This window comes from Bacillus sp. FSL R9-9497, assembly GCF_038005805.1.
GTDB classification, from domain to species: domain Bacteria; phylum Bacillota; class Bacilli; order Bacillales; family Bacillaceae_G; genus Bacillus_A; species Bacillus_A cereus.
In genome coordinates this window covers 1,808,698-1,824,134 of the sequence record NZ_JBBOTY010000001.1, presented here as the reverse complement: position 1 = coordinate 1,824,134, position 15,437 = coordinate 1,808,698, and the positions used below count along the sequence as shown (strand labels likewise).

Sequence of the window (15,437 nt, the reverse complement as noted above, 5' to 3'; positions counted from 1 at the left end):
TATATGTAAAAGAGAGTGAATAAATGAAACCAACTATTAAAAATTACGTATTTTTACATGTAGCTTTTTTGATATATTCTATCATTATGGTTTACATGAAATGGGCAGCTAAATTCCCCATTGCTTCCATCTCATTTTTTATTGCTTATTTCGGACTAGTTATACTTTTATTCGGATATGCAATTTTATGGCAACAAGTAATTAAACATTTCGAAATTTCAAAAGCATATTCACATCGCGGAATTATTATACTATGGTCAATGCTTTGGTCAGTATTTCTATTTGGAGATACGATTCAGTGGAATCATTTACTTGGTGCGGCTATTATTATCGTCGGAATTGTGGTGGTGACAAAAGATGAATAGTTATATGTTATTATTTATTTTCGGGATAATTTTAGCTAATTACTCACAAATATTATTAAAAAAAGCTACTTTGCAACAATACGATTCTAGAATAAAAGAATATGTGAATCCTTATGTTATTATCGGCTACTCTTTATTTGTAATTAACGCCGGATTAAATGTTATCGCCATGAAGGGCATGGCATTAAAACAAGCATCAGCATTAGAATCCTTAAGTTATATCATCATATTAATTTTTGGTTGGTATTTCCTAGGAGAAAAAATAACGAAACGTAAACTCATCGGCAACATGATTATTATCGTTGGTGTAATCGTTTATTGTATCCAATAGTAAAAAGCTCCGTTTATCACAAACGGAGCTTTTTACTATTGACCTAAATTTTGCACTTTATCTTTCAAATCTCGAACTTGATCTACCGTCTGCATAAGCTCAGAGTTTTTAAATTGCTCTACATCCACTTTCCCTTCTTCTATCTTTGTCTTCGCCGTATCAATTAACGTATTTAACTTTTCGTTATATCCGACGATTTGTTGATGAAGATCCTTTGCTACATCAGGTGGCGTTAATTCATTGAATGCGGGTATATCTTGTTTAATTTCACTAAGCTTCGTTTCTAATTCTTTTCGAGCCTCGCTATCATTAACGGCCTTTTCTGCTAATGCTGGTGCATCATTTGCAAATGCACTTATTTCATTTACATAGTCTGTCGCTTTTTGCGCGTAATCTAGGGAGTTCTTTCCTTCCTCCACTATTGAACATCCCATTAAACCAATTGAAACTATAAATACTAATACAATTGATTTTATTTTCATTTTAGACCCCCTTCGTCCTTATAATTGTCTGTAATTTTCTCTATACATAACTTCTAGCTAAATTGTTTATAACCTTTTTCAAATAGTTATTTATCCTCTTACATGCCCTATTATCGTTACAACATCTATTTCTATATGTACGCTTATAATATCTTCAATTATATCCATATACCCTTGTCCTATAGCTGTTCCATAGTGTAATGTAAGCCCCTTCTTTTCATACACTGACTTTGGCACTGAAAAAATAAATCTCCTCAAGTTTCTTTCATCAACTGGTTCCATAATTAAAACAATCCCATCCTCATCAAACATATACGCTCGCCCTCCAACTTTACATTCACTATGGCTCAGTATTGCCTTGGTCAGCAAAATTTAAAACATAATAAGTTAAGATACACTCCGCTCTATCATAAAGTGAAACTTTAATTAACCCTCACCAGTCGAGTCTTTATCGGCAAATAGCAGGATAAAAATAAAAAGCATTCATTCTTTTTTGTTAAGAATAAATGCTTTTTAAAAAATCAATTTCTAACTCTAGCATCTTTTTTTGACGAGGTTTTACTTTCCTTACGGGAACTCCAGCGTAAATATACCAATCATCTAAACTCTCTTTTACCATACTCATCGCGCCGACTGCCGTACCTTCTCCTACAATTACATTTGGAAAAATAATAGAATTGGCACCAATAATCACATGTTTTTTTAAAATAACTTTTTCTGCTTTCACATTCCTATATTGATTCGGGACGGTTGGCCCCATTAATGTATTTCCACTGAAATCATCAAGTACTGCATATACGATTGTTTTAGCTGAGATGTTTGCAAAATCATGCATTTCAATCCCAACTTCCCCTCCATATAACGCTGTATACGCTGATATGTGCGAATAACTTCCAATTGTGATTTTACCACTTAAAATGCAAAAATCATCAATTCTTACATGATTGCCAACTGATATAGCACTCGGATTATATATACTTGCTTTTTTACTAACCAATACATTTTTCCCAACAGATAAAAATCCAATTTCCTTTAGTTCTTCTTGACTATAAAAACTATTCATCTACCGACACCACCTTCTGCTCTAAACAGATTACAATTTGCTCTACTAGTTCTTTCGTCATTCCTTCCCATAAAGGTAAACTTACGATTCGTTTTGCTATTTTATTCGTCTTTGTTAAATCTGTAGACTTATAGTTTTTAAAAAGAACTTGTTGGTGGCAAGATGGTGAAAAGTATAATCTAGCTTCTATTTTCTGTTTTTTCAATTCTTCTATTACTTGTATGTTGCGAACTTCTTCTGGACAAATGATAGGCATAAATTGGTGAATAACTGCTTCTGTCTTTTGGACTTTCCACCCTTTTTTCATTAACCCAGTATTTTGTAACAACTGTTTATACCATTCAGAAATACGAGTGCGTTCTTTTAATTTTTGATCCCACTTTTTTATAGTCGCAATCCCAATAGCTGCTGCGTATTCAGACATTTTACAATTAAACCCCATCATCGTACATTCACGATTTTTATCAAATCCGAAATTCCCCATTCTTTTAATACGTTGTATATCTTCTTCGTTTTTACTATATATGAGCCCTCCTTCACCAATTCCGAAAGGCTTTGTTGCATGAAAGCTATATACGATCATTCCACTAAAATCTTGACCGTAATGCATTCCTCCATTCATTAAACCAAATCCCGGCGCCGCATCTACGACAACCGGAATCCCCTTCTTCTCTAATTCTTCATATTCTTCTAAGTTCATCCATGATCCAAAAGTGGCGTACGGGACAACAATCGCAACCTCTTCTTTTAATTCTTCTATCTTATGCAAAAGTACGGTTTTATCCATATACCAATCATCTATTGAAATATCAATAAAGTAAGGTTCCAATCCACACCAAATAGCGGCTAAGGCAGTCGCAGGGAATGTAAAGCTAGGCATGAGAGCATACTTTCCCTTTCTTCTTTTCTTTAGTTGAATAGCCGCCATTAACCCTAACGTTGCGTTTGCTACTGTTGTAACAGCTCCCCTGTTTTGAAAAAATGACGACATAATTGTTTCCTCAAAACGTTGATTTATAGGTCCATAATTCGTATATATGTGAGATGTATCAATTTCCTTCAATTCATCCAAATACTCACTTACAGGTACAGTTGAAGCACGTAAAAAAGGAATACTCTCCATATCTATCTATTCCTTCCTATCATTTTCGGACAATATAGAGCATATCTGTTTCAGATAATCCAAATTTCCTAGCACTTTTCATTCCTTGTTTTTCCGCTATGTTATATAATTCCACCTTAAATCCTGCATTCATTAATCGTTGAATAAATCCCGATTGATTATAAATTCTCACATGATCTTCTTGACCAAAAGCTAATTTCCTCAATTGTGGTGTTACAATTAATTCATTCTCTACAATAAAATCTACATTCATTACGATTGGTACTTGAATAATTCCCCATCCATTTGGCTTTAACACTCTATATAACTCTCGCATTGCTTTGTCATCATCAGGAACGTGTTCTAACACATGACTACATAATATTACATCAAAAGTATTACTATCATATGTAATCCTTGTAACATCAATTTCCTTCATTAATGGATCCTTTGGTTCTAAGTCACCACATACATACGTAATATTTTTATACTCGTTAAACCAATCTCTTAACTTCGCTTCAGGTGCAATATGAAGCATAGTATAGTTTCTATTTAACAAGTCCGTTTCCGTTTCAATGTACGCACGATACAATCTTTCACGATCCATCGAATTACAAACTGGACATATCCCTGTATCTTTATTCCACATCTCAAATTTATATTTCGGAAAATCATAATGTGCTGGCCAAGGTGAAAATTTTTCAAATTGTTGATTGCAATATTGACAATAACAACATTCTTTCTCGAACATATGAGCAACTAACTTGTTTAACCCTTTTTTTATCTTTTCATTATAAATTTGATCTAGTTCGCCATTTCTTACTGCATCCTTAACTATAAATCCCGCATTTTCTAAACAATAAGATAAACTCTCTTTATACTCACTTTCGGAGCTTAAAAATCCACTATTATATGCATCTATAATTAATTCAATCCACTCTTCAATTGTCATTAAAATAAAATGCATTTGTTTTTGATTTTGTCCACTATGTTGTCTAAAATAACTAAGAGGTTCTTGTATATAAACTACTTTTCCTTTCCTCATCATATCTAGCCAAGTTGCAATGTCATTAATAGCAGAATAAGCCTTTCCTTTAAAATATCCAAACTTCCCGTCAAACAAATTCCGATTAAACAAAACAGTTGTCGGCTCACCAACTACATTTTTCAAGTTTTTTAACATATAATTCCCTAATTCTTTTCCTTCAAAAAGTGTAGTTTCTTTCGCGATTTTCATATTTAATGTTGAAGGTGGTAATATCTCTCCATTCTCATCAATCAGTTCACGATATGACGTCACAAATGAAATATTTTCTAACGCCAAAAAGTATTTCATCATTCTCTCGATCTTTTCATGATGAAATAAATCATCATCTAATAAAAAGTTTATATAGTCCCCATTCGCAAGTTCTACACACTTATTAAAGTTTTCGGCAACTAACGGCGTTTCATTTTTTACATATGTAATACACTCATATTCACGTAAGTACGGTTGAATCATAGCATTGACTTCATTATTTGTACTGTCGTCAGAAATAATAATTTCAATATTTTCATATGTTTGATTCAAAGCGCTGTTGAGTGCTAATTCTAAGTAATAAGGTCTATTGTATGCAGGAATAAGTATACTTACTTTCGGTAAAGAAGAATTATTATTTATATGTTGTTTTTTCTTTTCTATGTTTATTTTCTTCGCTCTAATTTTTTGGTAATAGTCTAATGTATATAATATTGATGATGGAACTATCCTTCTTGCATAATCTAGAAAATTAGTTATCGCTTTGTCTAACTCTTTTTCAGTGGATAAGAAACCATATTGTTCTCCTGCTATAATACTGTGTGAAAAATCTTCTAACCCATCCATCATTTTATTAGATTCATTTAACTGTTGATCTGGATGTAATCGAAAGTAACTAAGTGTCTCTGCTATATATACAGCTTTTCCTTTACTTAATAAAGATAACCATGAAGCTATATCTACGTTACATAAATACCGCCTCTTATCAAAAATCCCAAACGGTTCTTGTAAATCATTTTTACGAAATAAAACTGTTGTCGGTTCTCCAATATAATTTTTTTGATCCACAATTACCTTATTTCCTAATTCTGTTCCCGCTATAATGGTATCCTCTTCAAATAAACGGACAGTCGAATAAATATGTCGTAGCTCTTTCCCTTTATCATCAATGACTTGACGATGAGATGTTACAAGCTTAATTTCATTATCTAAATCATCGAAAAAATACTTCATCATTTTTTCAATTTTATTCACATGAAATACATCATCATCCATTAAAAAATTTATATATTCACCGTTCGCTTCATTAAATAACATTAGCGCATTTTCAAATTGTCCGAGAGTTGATCTATTTTTTATATAAATAATATTTGAATGATCACATAAGTATTTTTGTAACACTTTTTCTGTTTCATCATTCGTGCTGTCATCTCCAACTATAATTTCTATATTAGGGTACGTTTGTTCTAACACACTACATAGCGCCTTTTCAAAGTAACGAGGACGATTATACGTAGGAATTAATACACTTACCAACGGAAGTTGCTCTACCACCTCTTCAGTTCTTTCAATACGAGTTCTCATTTTAACTCTCTCACCTCTTCGCATATTATTTATATACGCGACACAAAAATCACATTACTTTAACTGTATGGAGCCTATATACTTTTATGCAAACATGAAACAAATTATCATACTTTTCGTTCCTGAATAAACATATTTAATAATGCGGACATTTTATTTGCACCTTTTTTATTCATATGATCACTATCATAAAAATCATCGTCACAAAATAATGGCGAATCAAATAGATCTATGATTTGAAAAGAATATTGAGTTTGAAAATCATTTATAACTTTATAAAAATCTTCTTTTAATTTTTTACTACTACAATTGAAATAATGTGAAGTAACAGGGAACACAACAATTAGTGGTTTTATATCGTTTTTTAACAGTAAATCTAAATATTTTTTAAAAATCATTTTATTTTCAACTAAAGTATGAGGGTACGACAATTTAGCATGTGAAGCTGCTCTTATTTTCCCGTGTTCTTCAAAAGGAATATGAAGAGGAGTAGTATTCCACTCAGCATTTATCCAAGGCAGTATCAATGATTCATCTTTTAGTTCGTCTAATAAAATATATTCAAAATGCAAATTAAAAATAGAAAGAAGTGGTTTCGGAGTATTTAGATGGGAGAATCCATCAGTGGGTAGAGGAGAGTGAACTACAGTATGATGACCATCTTGAAACAATGGATAATATACTTTGTGAATTCTATATGATTCGGAGGATAACGACATATCAAAGTAAAACGAGAAATAGGCTATTCCTATTAAACAATATTGAAATGAATGATTGTTTGATAAAAGTTGTGACGCTATTAAATAATCATAGTATAGATCTTGCGATGGAAGTGTTAATTTTATTGACTTTTTTGAGAGAAGCTCCGTACTTATGCCACAATGCGGATAAGACAAACCGGTAGCAAACAATTCATACGTCGGATCACTCTTTGCTTTTTTCATAGAAATGTATAAAGACATAAGATCCGGATTTATTTGATAGATAGAAATTAATTTATCCTTCCATTCATACATGTATTTTGTTAAATTAATAATTTTTGAACTTTGCACGCCCCTATTTATCAAGTCATTTGTAAGTTTTTCTGCGTCCCCTCTCCAAATGACTATATATTGAAAAGAACTTTCTATACGAACAACATCTGAAACGTCCACAACATGAACTATTGTTTTACATTTATTTTTGTCTAACGTATTTCGAATCCTATCCCCTGATAATTCATCACTTAAAACAATGATTTTATATTGCTCCTTCATGTACATCCCCTCCATTATATGTATAATATGAAATTCATTTTTAATTCGTAACAATCATATACACCTGCAATCTAACAAAAAAATAGCTCCACCATTAGGCGTAGCTATTTTTACAATTATTGCTTATTCAAATTATATTCCTTTATCTAACTCATAAAGTTTACGATACTTTTCATTTTCTTTCAGAAGTTGTTTATGACTACCTTGCATGACAATTTGGCCACGATCAAGGAATATAACTTCGTCTACATGTTCTATTCCTACAAGATGGTGCGTAATCCAAATAACTGTCTTTTCTTCCGTTGCAGAAAACATTGTTTCAATTAAAGACAATTCTGTTTTTGGATCTAAACCGATAGTCGGTTCATCAAGTACAATAATTGGTGTTTCTTGCATAAGAGTTCTAGCAAAAGCAACCCTTTGTCTTTCCCCACCAGAAAACCGCTTTCCCATTTCATGCATTTTTGTTTGTAATCCGGCTGGAAGAGAAGTAACATGTGAAGCTAATTGTGCTTTCTCTAAAGCTTTCCATATCTCTTCATCCGTCGCCTCTGGTTTGCCAATTCGTACATTATTTCCAATTGTCGTATCAAACAAATGCGGCTTTTGATTTAATACAGAAATATATTTAGATAAAAGATTCGTATGAGCTCGTTCACCATTTAGTACAACTTGGCCATTTACTGGGCTTAACGCCCCTGTTAACAATTTTAGTAAAGTAGATTTCCCTGTCCCACTTCTCCCTAAAATAGCAATTTTCTTCCCTGCTTTTATTTGTAATGATACATCTTTTAATACAATCTCATTACTATCTGGATAACTATACGATACGTGATTCAGTTCAATATCTACATGTTTTGGTTCAATATAATCTTTCTCTCCATGCAAATCCGTTTCATCATGTAAAACACTATCACTTTCTACGCCATTAAGACGATGGGTAGATTCTACATACGACGGTATTCGATCGATGGCATCTGCAATAGGAATAAGCGCGTTCGTTACAGATAAAGTCATTAATACGAAAGCTGCGATAACTGTAGGAGCAATTTGTTCACTTGCCGCTTCATTCCCAGTCCATATGATCATCGAAATAACTACAATACCTACTACTAATTGAATGATACTGTCCCGAATATGATACCAGCGTTTCACTCTCTTTTCGATTTTTAACAACTGATCATTTTGTTTTACATACTCATTAATAAATTCATCTTTACGACCACTTGCTTGCCAATCAGATAATCCAAAAACAGCATCTGTCAGTTGTTGATACAAACGGTTTCTTCCTTGCTTTAAAGTAACATGATGTTTCTTCATCAAAAGTAATGATACAAACGGAAGAAGAAAAACGATAATAGCTAACATACAACCTACAATAAGTGCAAAAACAAAATCAAATGCACCGATAACAAGTACGAAGATACTATAAACAACTAGCGCTAATATGCTAGGAAATATTGTACGTAAATATAGGTTTTGCAAATGCTCTATATCTTCGGATAACACTCCTAACATATCACCCGTTTGAAATCGAGAACGGAAAAATAACGCCTGTGGTTCTACTATTCTATATAGCCTCGTTCTCATTTTTTCTAATATACGTAGTACGACATCATGTCCGACTAAGCGCTCTATATAATGAAATACAGCTTGCCCTATACTAAACGCTCTTGTTGCAACAATAGGAACATATACAGCCATTACATTTTCTGGTCTAAGGGCAGATTTTGAGATCAAATAACCTGAAATAAAAAGTAACATCGCTCCTGAACTAACTCCAAGAAGACCAAGGAAAATAGTTAAAGTCATTCTACCTTTATTTTGTTTTATATAAGGTTTAACCCAGTTACTCATTTCTCTCCCCTCTCTTCCCTATGAAAATGTAATGTCTCATTCTCTAAAAGTTCTTCATACGTCCCACTTTCTTTCATTTCCCCTTTATTTAAAATAAGAATATGGTCCATTTGTTTCATCCAATGTAGACGGTGGGTTGCTAAAAATACTAACTTTCCATTAAATAGACGTAACATCGCTTGCTTTATTTCAAATTCGGTTTCAATATCAAGATGTGCCGTAGGCTCATCTAATAAAATGATTGGTTTTTTACTTAAAAGCGCACGCGCCATAGCAACACGCTGTTCTTGTCCGCCACTTAGCATACGTCCACCTTCCCCAATTCTTTCGTGCATCCCATTTGGAAGTGATGTAACGAGTGAACGAAGGCCGACTTCATTAATAACTCTTTCAACTTCTTCATCTGTTGCATTTGTTTCATAAAAACGAATGTTATCCTTTAACGAAAGCGGAAAAATATAAGGTTGCTGCGGAATATAAGCGATATTTTTTTGCCAATCTTCACGAGTAGATCCATCAACTTCTACACCATTTACTAACATCTTTCCACTCGAAGGAGATAAAAAACCTGCTAATACGTCGATTAACGTCGATTTGCCTGCACCACTTTCACCAATAACACCAATAGCACCGTTACCTTCCCAAGTAAAATTAATTCCTTCTAATATAGCCTTTTCAGATTCAGTATTATTAACTTTGATGTCTTGTAATTTCAAGCTACTAGAGGCATTCCATACTATATCTTCATTTAAATCTTTCTTTTGTATTCTTTTTTGTTGTTGCAAAATCTCTTCTATTTGCTCCATCGCAATTTGTCCATCTAATGTTGCATGATAATTTGCTCCCACTTGTTTAATCGGCAGAAAATATTCCGGAGCTAAAATCAAAATTGTAAGGGCTGGTAATAGTATAATCGTTCCATCTATTAAACGTATCCCTAATCCAACTGCCACAAACGCGATTGATAAACTCGTAAAGAAATCTAATGCAAAAGAAGAAAGAAAAGCAACTCGCAAAGTACGCATCGTTGCTTTTCTATATCTTTTACTTACTTTTTCAATCTTTCCTTCGTGCTGTTCACTTTTCCCTAAATACTTTAATGTTTCTAAACCTTTTAACGTATCTACAAAATGGTTCGAAAGTACACGATATATCTCATACTGACTATCTGCCATTTTTTGCGCTGCTAATCCGAGAAGAATCATAAATATGATCACGATAGGAATCGTTACAACTAAAATGATTCCAGACTCAATATCTAGCGTAAAAACATATAGTACAATTAGACCTGGAACAATGCTACTTCTAATCATTTTAGGAATCGTTAATTCAATATATGTTTTAAATTTCTCAATCCCTTCAATTGATAAGGTAACCAGATGACCAGTCCCAACAGTTTGAACATACCTTGGACCTAATGTGAAATATGCCTCTATTAGTTGTTTTCTTAGTAACGACCCTGTTTTTTCAGCAAAACGTTCCACTAATATTTGTGATGTTCGAACTACTATGTGACGCGCTGCAAACGCGATACCAAAATAAACAATTTCACTTAATATTGTTTGTACTGTCTCTCCATGAAATAAAAACGTAATAGCTCGTGCTAAAAAGATTGTTTGCGCAATAATACTAAAAGCTTCTAAAATACTAATAATCGTTAACGCTACATATAAAATACGGCTACCGGGATAAGACGGAAGTCCTCTTTTTCTTTTCATTAGTACTCCAAATCGTTGTCTGACTTAACAGGTTGTCTAAATACATAATAACTCCATATTTGACTTCCGATAACGAAAGGCAAAATAGCAATCGCAAAGTAAGTCATAAGTTTTAATGCATAAGCCCCTGATGCTGCGTTGTAAATTGTCAAATCATTCATTGCTCCTAAAGAGCTAATCATAACACGTGGGAACATACCGATAAATACACTCGCACTTAGTAAAATGATTGTTAAACTCGTCATAAAGAAAGCCCAACCATCTCTTCTTCTTTTATTTAATAAAGTGGACACTAATAGTGCTACAAAAGCTCCGATTGGCACCATAATCCATTCTGTTCCATGAGCAGTGAAAATGTCGGTTTTCCATAACCCCACACCAGCAAAAACAAGAAGTGTAATTAATGAAAATGGTGCAATTTTTATTGCAGCAATTCGTGCACGTTCTCTCAATTTACCAGTTGTACGTATCGTAAGAAATTGTAATCCGTGAACAATACATAGTAGGAGAAACATTACTCCTCCAAGTAACGCAAATGGATGAAGTAATTGCAGGAATCCACCTACAACATTTTTACTCTCATCAATAGGTACACCTACCATAAAGTTTGCAATCGCAACTCCCCAAAGGATAGGAGGTAACATACTTCCAATAAACATCCCCCAATCCCATGCACTCTTCCATTTATGATTATCTATTTTCGCACGAAATTTAAAGGAAACACCTCTTAAAATTAAAGCAAGAAGCATAAATACAAACGGAATATAAAAACCACTAAATAAAGTTGCATACCAGTGCGGAAATGCCGCAAACATGGCTCCGCCAGCACAAACAAGCCATACTTCATTCGCGTGCCAGAACGGTCCTATTGTATTTAAGTAAACTCGTTTTTCAAAATCATTCTTTCCTAAAAACCTCGAAACCATTCCTACCCCAAAGTCGAAACCTTCCAGTACAAAGAATCCAACAAATAAGATTGCAATAACTAAAAACCATAACTCATTAAGAGATAACATACTCTTCCTCCTTATCAAATGGATCATGGCTTTGATAATCCTTTTTCGTTTTCTTATTCTTGTGGCCCTTAATGGTACGAACAAATAAGTACACACAAATTCCACCCATAATTAAATACATTGATGTGAATGAAATAAGTGAGAATAATACTTCACCGAATGTTACATTTGGTGATACAGCATCTTCTGTTTTCATTACACCAAATACAACCCAAGGTTGACGACCCATTTCAGTCATAATCCACCCTACTGTATTACCGATGAATGGAAGAGAAATTGCATACACCATTAATTTTAAATACCACGTTTTTTCAGCTAAACGATCTTTTCTTGATAAGAACCATCCGTAAGCTCCTAGAAGAAGCATGAATGTTCCACTCATTACCATCGCTCTAAAACTCCAAAACATTGTATGCACTGGAGGAATATAATCTCCAGGTCCATATTTTTCCTCATATTGTTTTTGAATTTGATTCATCCCTTCAACTTGACCGCTAAACTTATCATACGATAATAGACTTAGCATATAAGGGATTTGAATTTCAAACGAATTTTCTTTCTTCTCTGTATCAATTTTCGAAAATACTGTAAATGGTGCTGGATCCTCACTTGTATTCCATAGCGCTTCAGCTGCCGCCATCTTCATTGGATGTGTCTTAATTAATTGTTGCGCTTGTGCATGACCGAAGAATAATACAAGCGCCGTTGTAATTGTTCCAACAATGATAGAAATTCGGAAAGATTTTTTAAATACTACAGTTTCTTGTCCTTTTGTAATTTTCCATGCACTTACACCAGCAATAAAGAATGCACCTGTTGCAATTGCCGCTGTAATTGTATGCGGGAATTGTACCCATAGTTGTGGGTTTTGAATAATGGCTAAGAAATCATTCATTTGCGCACGACCATCAGCTGCCATTTCATACCCGACAGGTGACTGCATAAATGCACTTGCAGTTAAAATCCAGAATGCTGATAACATCGTTCCAATTGAAAGGAGCCAAATACACATTAAGTGAATTCGCTTCGGTAATTTATCCTCACCGAATACCCATAAACCTAGGAATGTAGACTCAATGAAAAATGCCAGTAATCCTTCAATTGCAAGCGAGGGACCAAATACATCACCTACAAAACGTGAATACGTTGACCAGTTCATACCAAACTGAAATTCTTGTAAAATACCTGTTACTACACCTACTGCAAAGTTAATAAGGAATAATTGCGTCCAAAACTTTGCCATCTTCTTATATACTTCTCGCCCTTTTACCACATACAACGTTTGCATGATCGCAATAATAAAAGCTAAACCAATTGACAGCGGAACAAAAAAGTAATGGAAAATCGTTGTTGATGCGAACTGTATTCGTGCCAATTCGAGCGTTTCCATACTAAAATCACTTCCTTCATAGTTTTTATAATAAAAGTTAATTGAGCAATCTTATCAAACTCAATTATTAAGAAATACGAAAAGACAAAAACATTTTGTATGTATTGTCGAAAAATATGAAGTTTCAGTTTTTCAAACTATTGTAATGCTATTTTTTACCTTTTCACTATTTCTGTAGTGTTTTATTCGTTAATCGAATTGTATAATATACCTGCATAGTAAATTCAGGTTATTTTTGACGTATTATTGACATCATTTTGTCTGAAATATGTCTTTTGTCATTTTTTTGAATCAGATTTTTCTCATTAGCAAAATGTGTTTTTTCAATATACTTCTTACTTTTATATCTATAAAACAATCGTTTTTCTCTTCATACACTTGACTTTCACCCGAAAAAATGTCCTCGAAACTACCCTCGATAAACGCTTGTTTTTTGTCAAGAGAAAAATGTATTTTCAAAATTCAAACTCGAAATAATGTTATTCAAAAATAGAAAATAACTTCCCTCTTCCTCGACTAAAAGTTCATTTTTTTGTCATTTTTCCAGAACAAATAAAAAAAACTGAAAGTCGATTAGACTCTCAGTTTTTTTATTTATTTTGCTGTATGTTTTCTAACGGCTGGTAAAATTTCAGTAGCAATTAATTCAATATTTTTCTCAATTTTATCAATTGGTACACCGCCAAAATCAATTTGTGCCATAAAGCGTTGTTGGCCAAATAATTCATATTGGTACAGCATTTTCTCAATGATTTGTTGTGGGCTACCAACCATTAAAGCATCACGGTAATCTATTGCATTTGTAAATTGCTGTTTCGGATACCCACCACCGCGCAGTGTAAGCATACCAGCATTAATGTGAGGGTAATATTCACTAAGTGCATCTTGTGAATTTTTTGCCGTATAAAATAAACTCGTTGTCGCAACTGGTAAACTAGCTGAATCAAATCCACTTTGTACAGCCGCCTCGCGGTAAGCATCTACTGACACTTTAAAGTTAATTGCTGGACCACCAAGTGTTGTTATCATCATTGGTACACCCGCGCGTCCTGCTTTAATTGCACTAGCTGGTGGACCTCCAACCGCACGCCAAATTGGTAAGTTATTATTTTTCGCTCTCGGAATAACCGATGCATGTGCGAGCGGTGCTCTGAACTGTCCATTCCATGTGACATGTTCCTCGTTATTAATTTTTAATAAAAGATCCATCTTCTCTTCGAATAATTCTTCATAATCATTCACGTCATAACCAAGTAAACTATATCCCCCAATACGAGATCCACGACCAGCCACAATTTCTGCACGTCCATTAGAAATCAAGTCAATTGTAGCGAAATCCTCATATACTCGAACTGGGTCAGATGTACTTAATATCGTTGCTGAACTTGCAATTTTTATATTTTTCGTAGCTTGCGCGACCGCACCTAAAATAACTGTATGAGCTTGCGTTGTAAAATGTGTTTGATGACTTTCGCCGACAGCAAACACATCAAGTCCTGCCTCATCTGCTAACTTAGCTGTATCAATTAGTTCGTGAATTCTTTTCTCTGGCGTAATTTTCTCCCCATTATGTGGATTTAAAACATGATCACCAATTGAATATAATCCAAACTCAATTCCTTTTCTTATATCTATACGGTATTTTTCCATAGTTACTCTCCCCTTTAATAAAGTAGTATTAGTTTTTTTCTAAAAACGTTGGTAAGTCAGGTATATCTACGTATTACCTACACCTTCACTTGATTAGTCAATTGATAATGTAAAAAAAATTACTCTTGCGGTAATTCTTTTTTCTCACTATGCTTATGAACTTTCGTCATCAGCTCATATAATATTTTCTGCTCTTCTTCATTTAATACATCATCAAAAAACGAAGATTGAAATGCAAGTTGCTCTGGCAATGCTCTCTCTAAAGCTGCTTCTCCTTGCTCTGTAAGACTAATTGTTTTCGTTTTCCAATCTTGTTTTCGTACAATATATCCTTCTTTTTCAAGACGAGTTAACATTCGAGAAATGCCCCCTTGTGTAACAGTTACCTTTTCAGCTAACTCCATTTGTGTTAGTGGTTGATACGTACGTATTTGCAAAAGCACATCAAATTGAGCTGTCGTTAAATCAAAACGTTTTAAAAACTCATTTGACATTTGATTACTTTGGTTCGTAAATCGTATTAAACGTAACCATATTAATGATCCTATCGTATTATCACGCATGTTTGATCACTTCCTATCGTGAATCTTACTATCACTTTACTA

Annotated in this window: 14 protein-coding genes; 2 read left to right on the top strand and 12 right to left on the bottom strand. The window is 33.6% G+C overall.

Annotation, left to right across the window (positions count from 1 at the left end; genetic code table 11):
• Positions 1–23: 23 nt before the first annotated feature.
• Together MKY21_RS09470 and MKY21_RS09465 are read left to right on the top strand one after the other, a co-directional pair.
• Entirely contained in the window at positions 24–365 is a 342-nt protein-coding gene (locus tag MKY21_RS09470) for an EamA family transporter (RefSeq protein WP_049107612.1), read from the top strand.
• On the top strand, positions 358–696 hold the full coding sequence (locus MKY21_RS09465; protein WP_001089868.1) for an EamA family transporter: 339 nt from the start codon (positions 358–360) through the stop codon (positions 694–696). Before MKY21_RS09470 ends, MKY21_RS09465 begins: the two co-directional genes overlap by 8 nt.
• Before the next feature lie 35 nt (positions 697–731).
• On the opposite strand, the gene MKY21_RS09460 is transcribed toward MKY21_RS09465, so the two are convergent.
• The 12 genes from MKY21_RS09460 to MKY21_RS09405 all read right to left on the bottom strand — a co-directional run bounded on the left by MKY21_RS09460 (position 732) and on the right by MKY21_RS09405 (position 15,395).
• Positions 732–1,178 (bottom strand): DUF6376 family protein, encoded by a 447-nt coding sequence (locus tag MKY21_RS09460; protein ID WP_242320118.1) that lies wholly within the window; start codon positions 1,176–1,178, stop codon positions 732–734.
• A 90-nt stretch (positions 1,179–1,268) separates the two neighbouring features.
• On the bottom strand, positions 1,269–1,490 hold the full coding sequence (locus tag MKY21_RS09455; RefSeq protein ID WP_000459116.1) for a hypothetical protein: 222 nt from the start codon (positions 1,488–1,490) through the stop codon (positions 1,269–1,271).
• Between the two features lie 184 nt (positions 1,491–1,674).
• Positions 1,675–2,241 carry an acyltransferase gene (locus tag MKY21_RS09450; protein ID WP_001084165.1) on the bottom strand — a complete coding sequence of 189 codons (567 nt, stop codon included), beginning with the start codon at positions 2,239–2,241 and terminating at the stop codon, positions 1,675–1,677.
• On the bottom strand, positions 2,234–3,364 hold the full coding sequence (locus MKY21_RS09445) for a DegT/DnrJ/EryC1/StrS aminotransferase family protein (RefSeq protein WP_000443945.1): 1,131 nt from the start codon (positions 3,362–3,364) through the stop codon (positions 2,234–2,236). Before MKY21_RS09445 ends, MKY21_RS09450 begins: the two co-directional genes overlap by 8 nt.
• A gap of 19 nt (positions 3,365–3,383) precedes the next feature.
• Complete coding sequence (locus tag MKY21_RS09440) at positions 3,384–5,945, bottom strand: glycosyltransferase (protein ID WP_242320116.1); 2,562 nt, start codon at positions 5,943–5,945, stop codon at positions 3,384–3,386.
• Between the two features lie 107 nt (positions 5,946–6,052).
• Positions 6,053–7,201, bottom strand: a complete 1,149-nt coding sequence (locus MKY21_RS09435) for a hypothetical protein (RefSeq protein ID WP_000664248.1) — start codon at positions 7,199–7,201, stop codon at positions 6,053–6,055.
• Between the two features lie 132 nt (positions 7,202–7,333).
• Complete coding sequence (gene cydC, locus MKY21_RS09430; RefSeq protein ID WP_053512680.1) at positions 7,334–9,058, bottom strand: thiol reductant ABC exporter subunit CydC; 1,725 nt, start codon at positions 9,056–9,058, stop codon at positions 7,334–7,336.
• A complete protein-coding gene (gene cydD, locus MKY21_RS09425) occupies positions 9,055–10,776 on the bottom strand; it encodes a thiol reductant ABC exporter subunit CydD (RefSeq protein WP_000824022.1) in 1,722 nt (573 codons plus the stop codon). The genes cydC and cydD overlap by 4 nt, the downstream gene beginning before the upstream one ends.
• Complete coding sequence (gene cydB, locus MKY21_RS09420; protein WP_000950083.1) at positions 10,776–11,792, bottom strand: cytochrome d ubiquinol oxidase subunit II; 1,017 nt, start codon at positions 11,790–11,792, stop codon at positions 10,776–10,778. The genes cydD and cydB overlap by 1 nt, the downstream gene beginning before the upstream one ends.
• Complete coding sequence (cydA, locus tag MKY21_RS09415; protein WP_341076040.1) at positions 11,779–13,182, bottom strand: cytochrome ubiquinol oxidase subunit I; 1,404 nt, start codon at positions 13,180–13,182, stop codon at positions 11,779–11,781. Before cydA ends, cydB begins: the two co-directional genes overlap by 14 nt.
• A gap of 594 nt (positions 13,183–13,776) precedes the next feature.
• Positions 13,777–14,832, bottom strand: coding sequence for an LLM class flavin-dependent oxidoreductase (locus tag MKY21_RS09410; RefSeq protein ID WP_341076039.1), 1,056 nt, complete (start codon positions 14,830–14,832; stop codon positions 13,777–13,779).
• A gap of 119 nt (positions 14,833–14,951) precedes the next feature.
• Entirely contained in the window at positions 14,952–15,395 is a 444-nt protein-coding gene (locus MKY21_RS09405) for a MarR family winged helix-turn-helix transcriptional regulator (protein ID WP_001205523.1), read from the bottom strand.
• Positions 15,396–15,437 lie beyond the last annotated feature (42 nt).

Excerpts from the sequence above, each read along its gene's own strand:
- MKY21_RS09440 (WP_242320116.1), bottom strand. The coding sequence starts at position 5,945 with ATGAGAACTCGTATTGAAAGAACTGAAGAGGTGGTAGAGCAACTTCCG.
- MKY21_RS09410 (WP_341076039.1), bottom strand. The coding sequence starts at position 14,832 with ATGGAAAAATACCGTATAGATATAAGAAAAGGAATTGAGTTTGGATTA.
- MKY21_RS09460 (WP_242320118.1), bottom strand. The coding sequence starts at position 1,178 with ATGAAAATAAAATCAATTGTATTAGTATTTATAGTTTCAATTGGTTTA.
- MKY21_RS09465 (WP_001089868.1), top strand. The coding sequence starts at position 358 with ATGAATAGTTATATGTTATTATTTATTTTCGGGATAATTTTAGCTAAT.
- MKY21_RS09470 (WP_049107612.1), top strand. The coding sequence starts at position 24 with ATGAAACCAACTATTAAAAATTACGTATTTTTACATGTAGCTTTTTTG.
- cydB (WP_000950083.1), bottom strand. The coding sequence starts at position 11,792 with ATGTTATCTCTTAATGAGTTATGGTTTTTAGTTATTGCAATCTTATTT.
- MKY21_RS09445 (WP_000443945.1), bottom strand. The coding sequence starts at position 3,364 with ATGGAGAGTATTCCTTTTTTACGTGCTTCAACTGTACCTGTAAGTGAG.
- MKY21_RS09405 (WP_001205523.1), bottom strand. The coding sequence starts at position 15,395 with ATGCGTGATAATACGATAGGATCATTAATATGGTTACGTTTAATACGA.
- cydA (WP_341076040.1), bottom strand. The coding sequence starts at position 13,182 with ATGGAAACGCTCGAATTGGCACGAATACAGTTCGCATCAACAACGATT.
- MKY21_RS09450 (WP_001084165.1), bottom strand. The coding sequence starts at position 2,241 with ATGAATAGTTTTTATAGTCAAGAAGAACTAAAGGAAATTGGATTTTTA.
- MKY21_RS09435 (WP_000664248.1), bottom strand. The coding sequence starts at position 7,201 with ATGAAGGAGCAATATAAAATCATTGTTTTAAGTGATGAATTATCAGGG.
- MKY21_RS09455 (WP_000459116.1), bottom strand. The coding sequence starts at position 1,490 with ATGTTTGATGAGGATGGGATTGTTTTAATTATGGAACCAGTTGATGAA.
- cydC (WP_053512680.1), bottom strand. The coding sequence starts at position 9,058 with ATGAGTAACTGGGTTAAACCTTATATAAAACAAAATAAAGGTAGAATG.
- cydD (WP_000824022.1), bottom strand. The coding sequence starts at position 10,776 with ATGAAAAGAAAAAGAGGACTTCCGTCTTATCCCGGTAGCCGTATTTTA.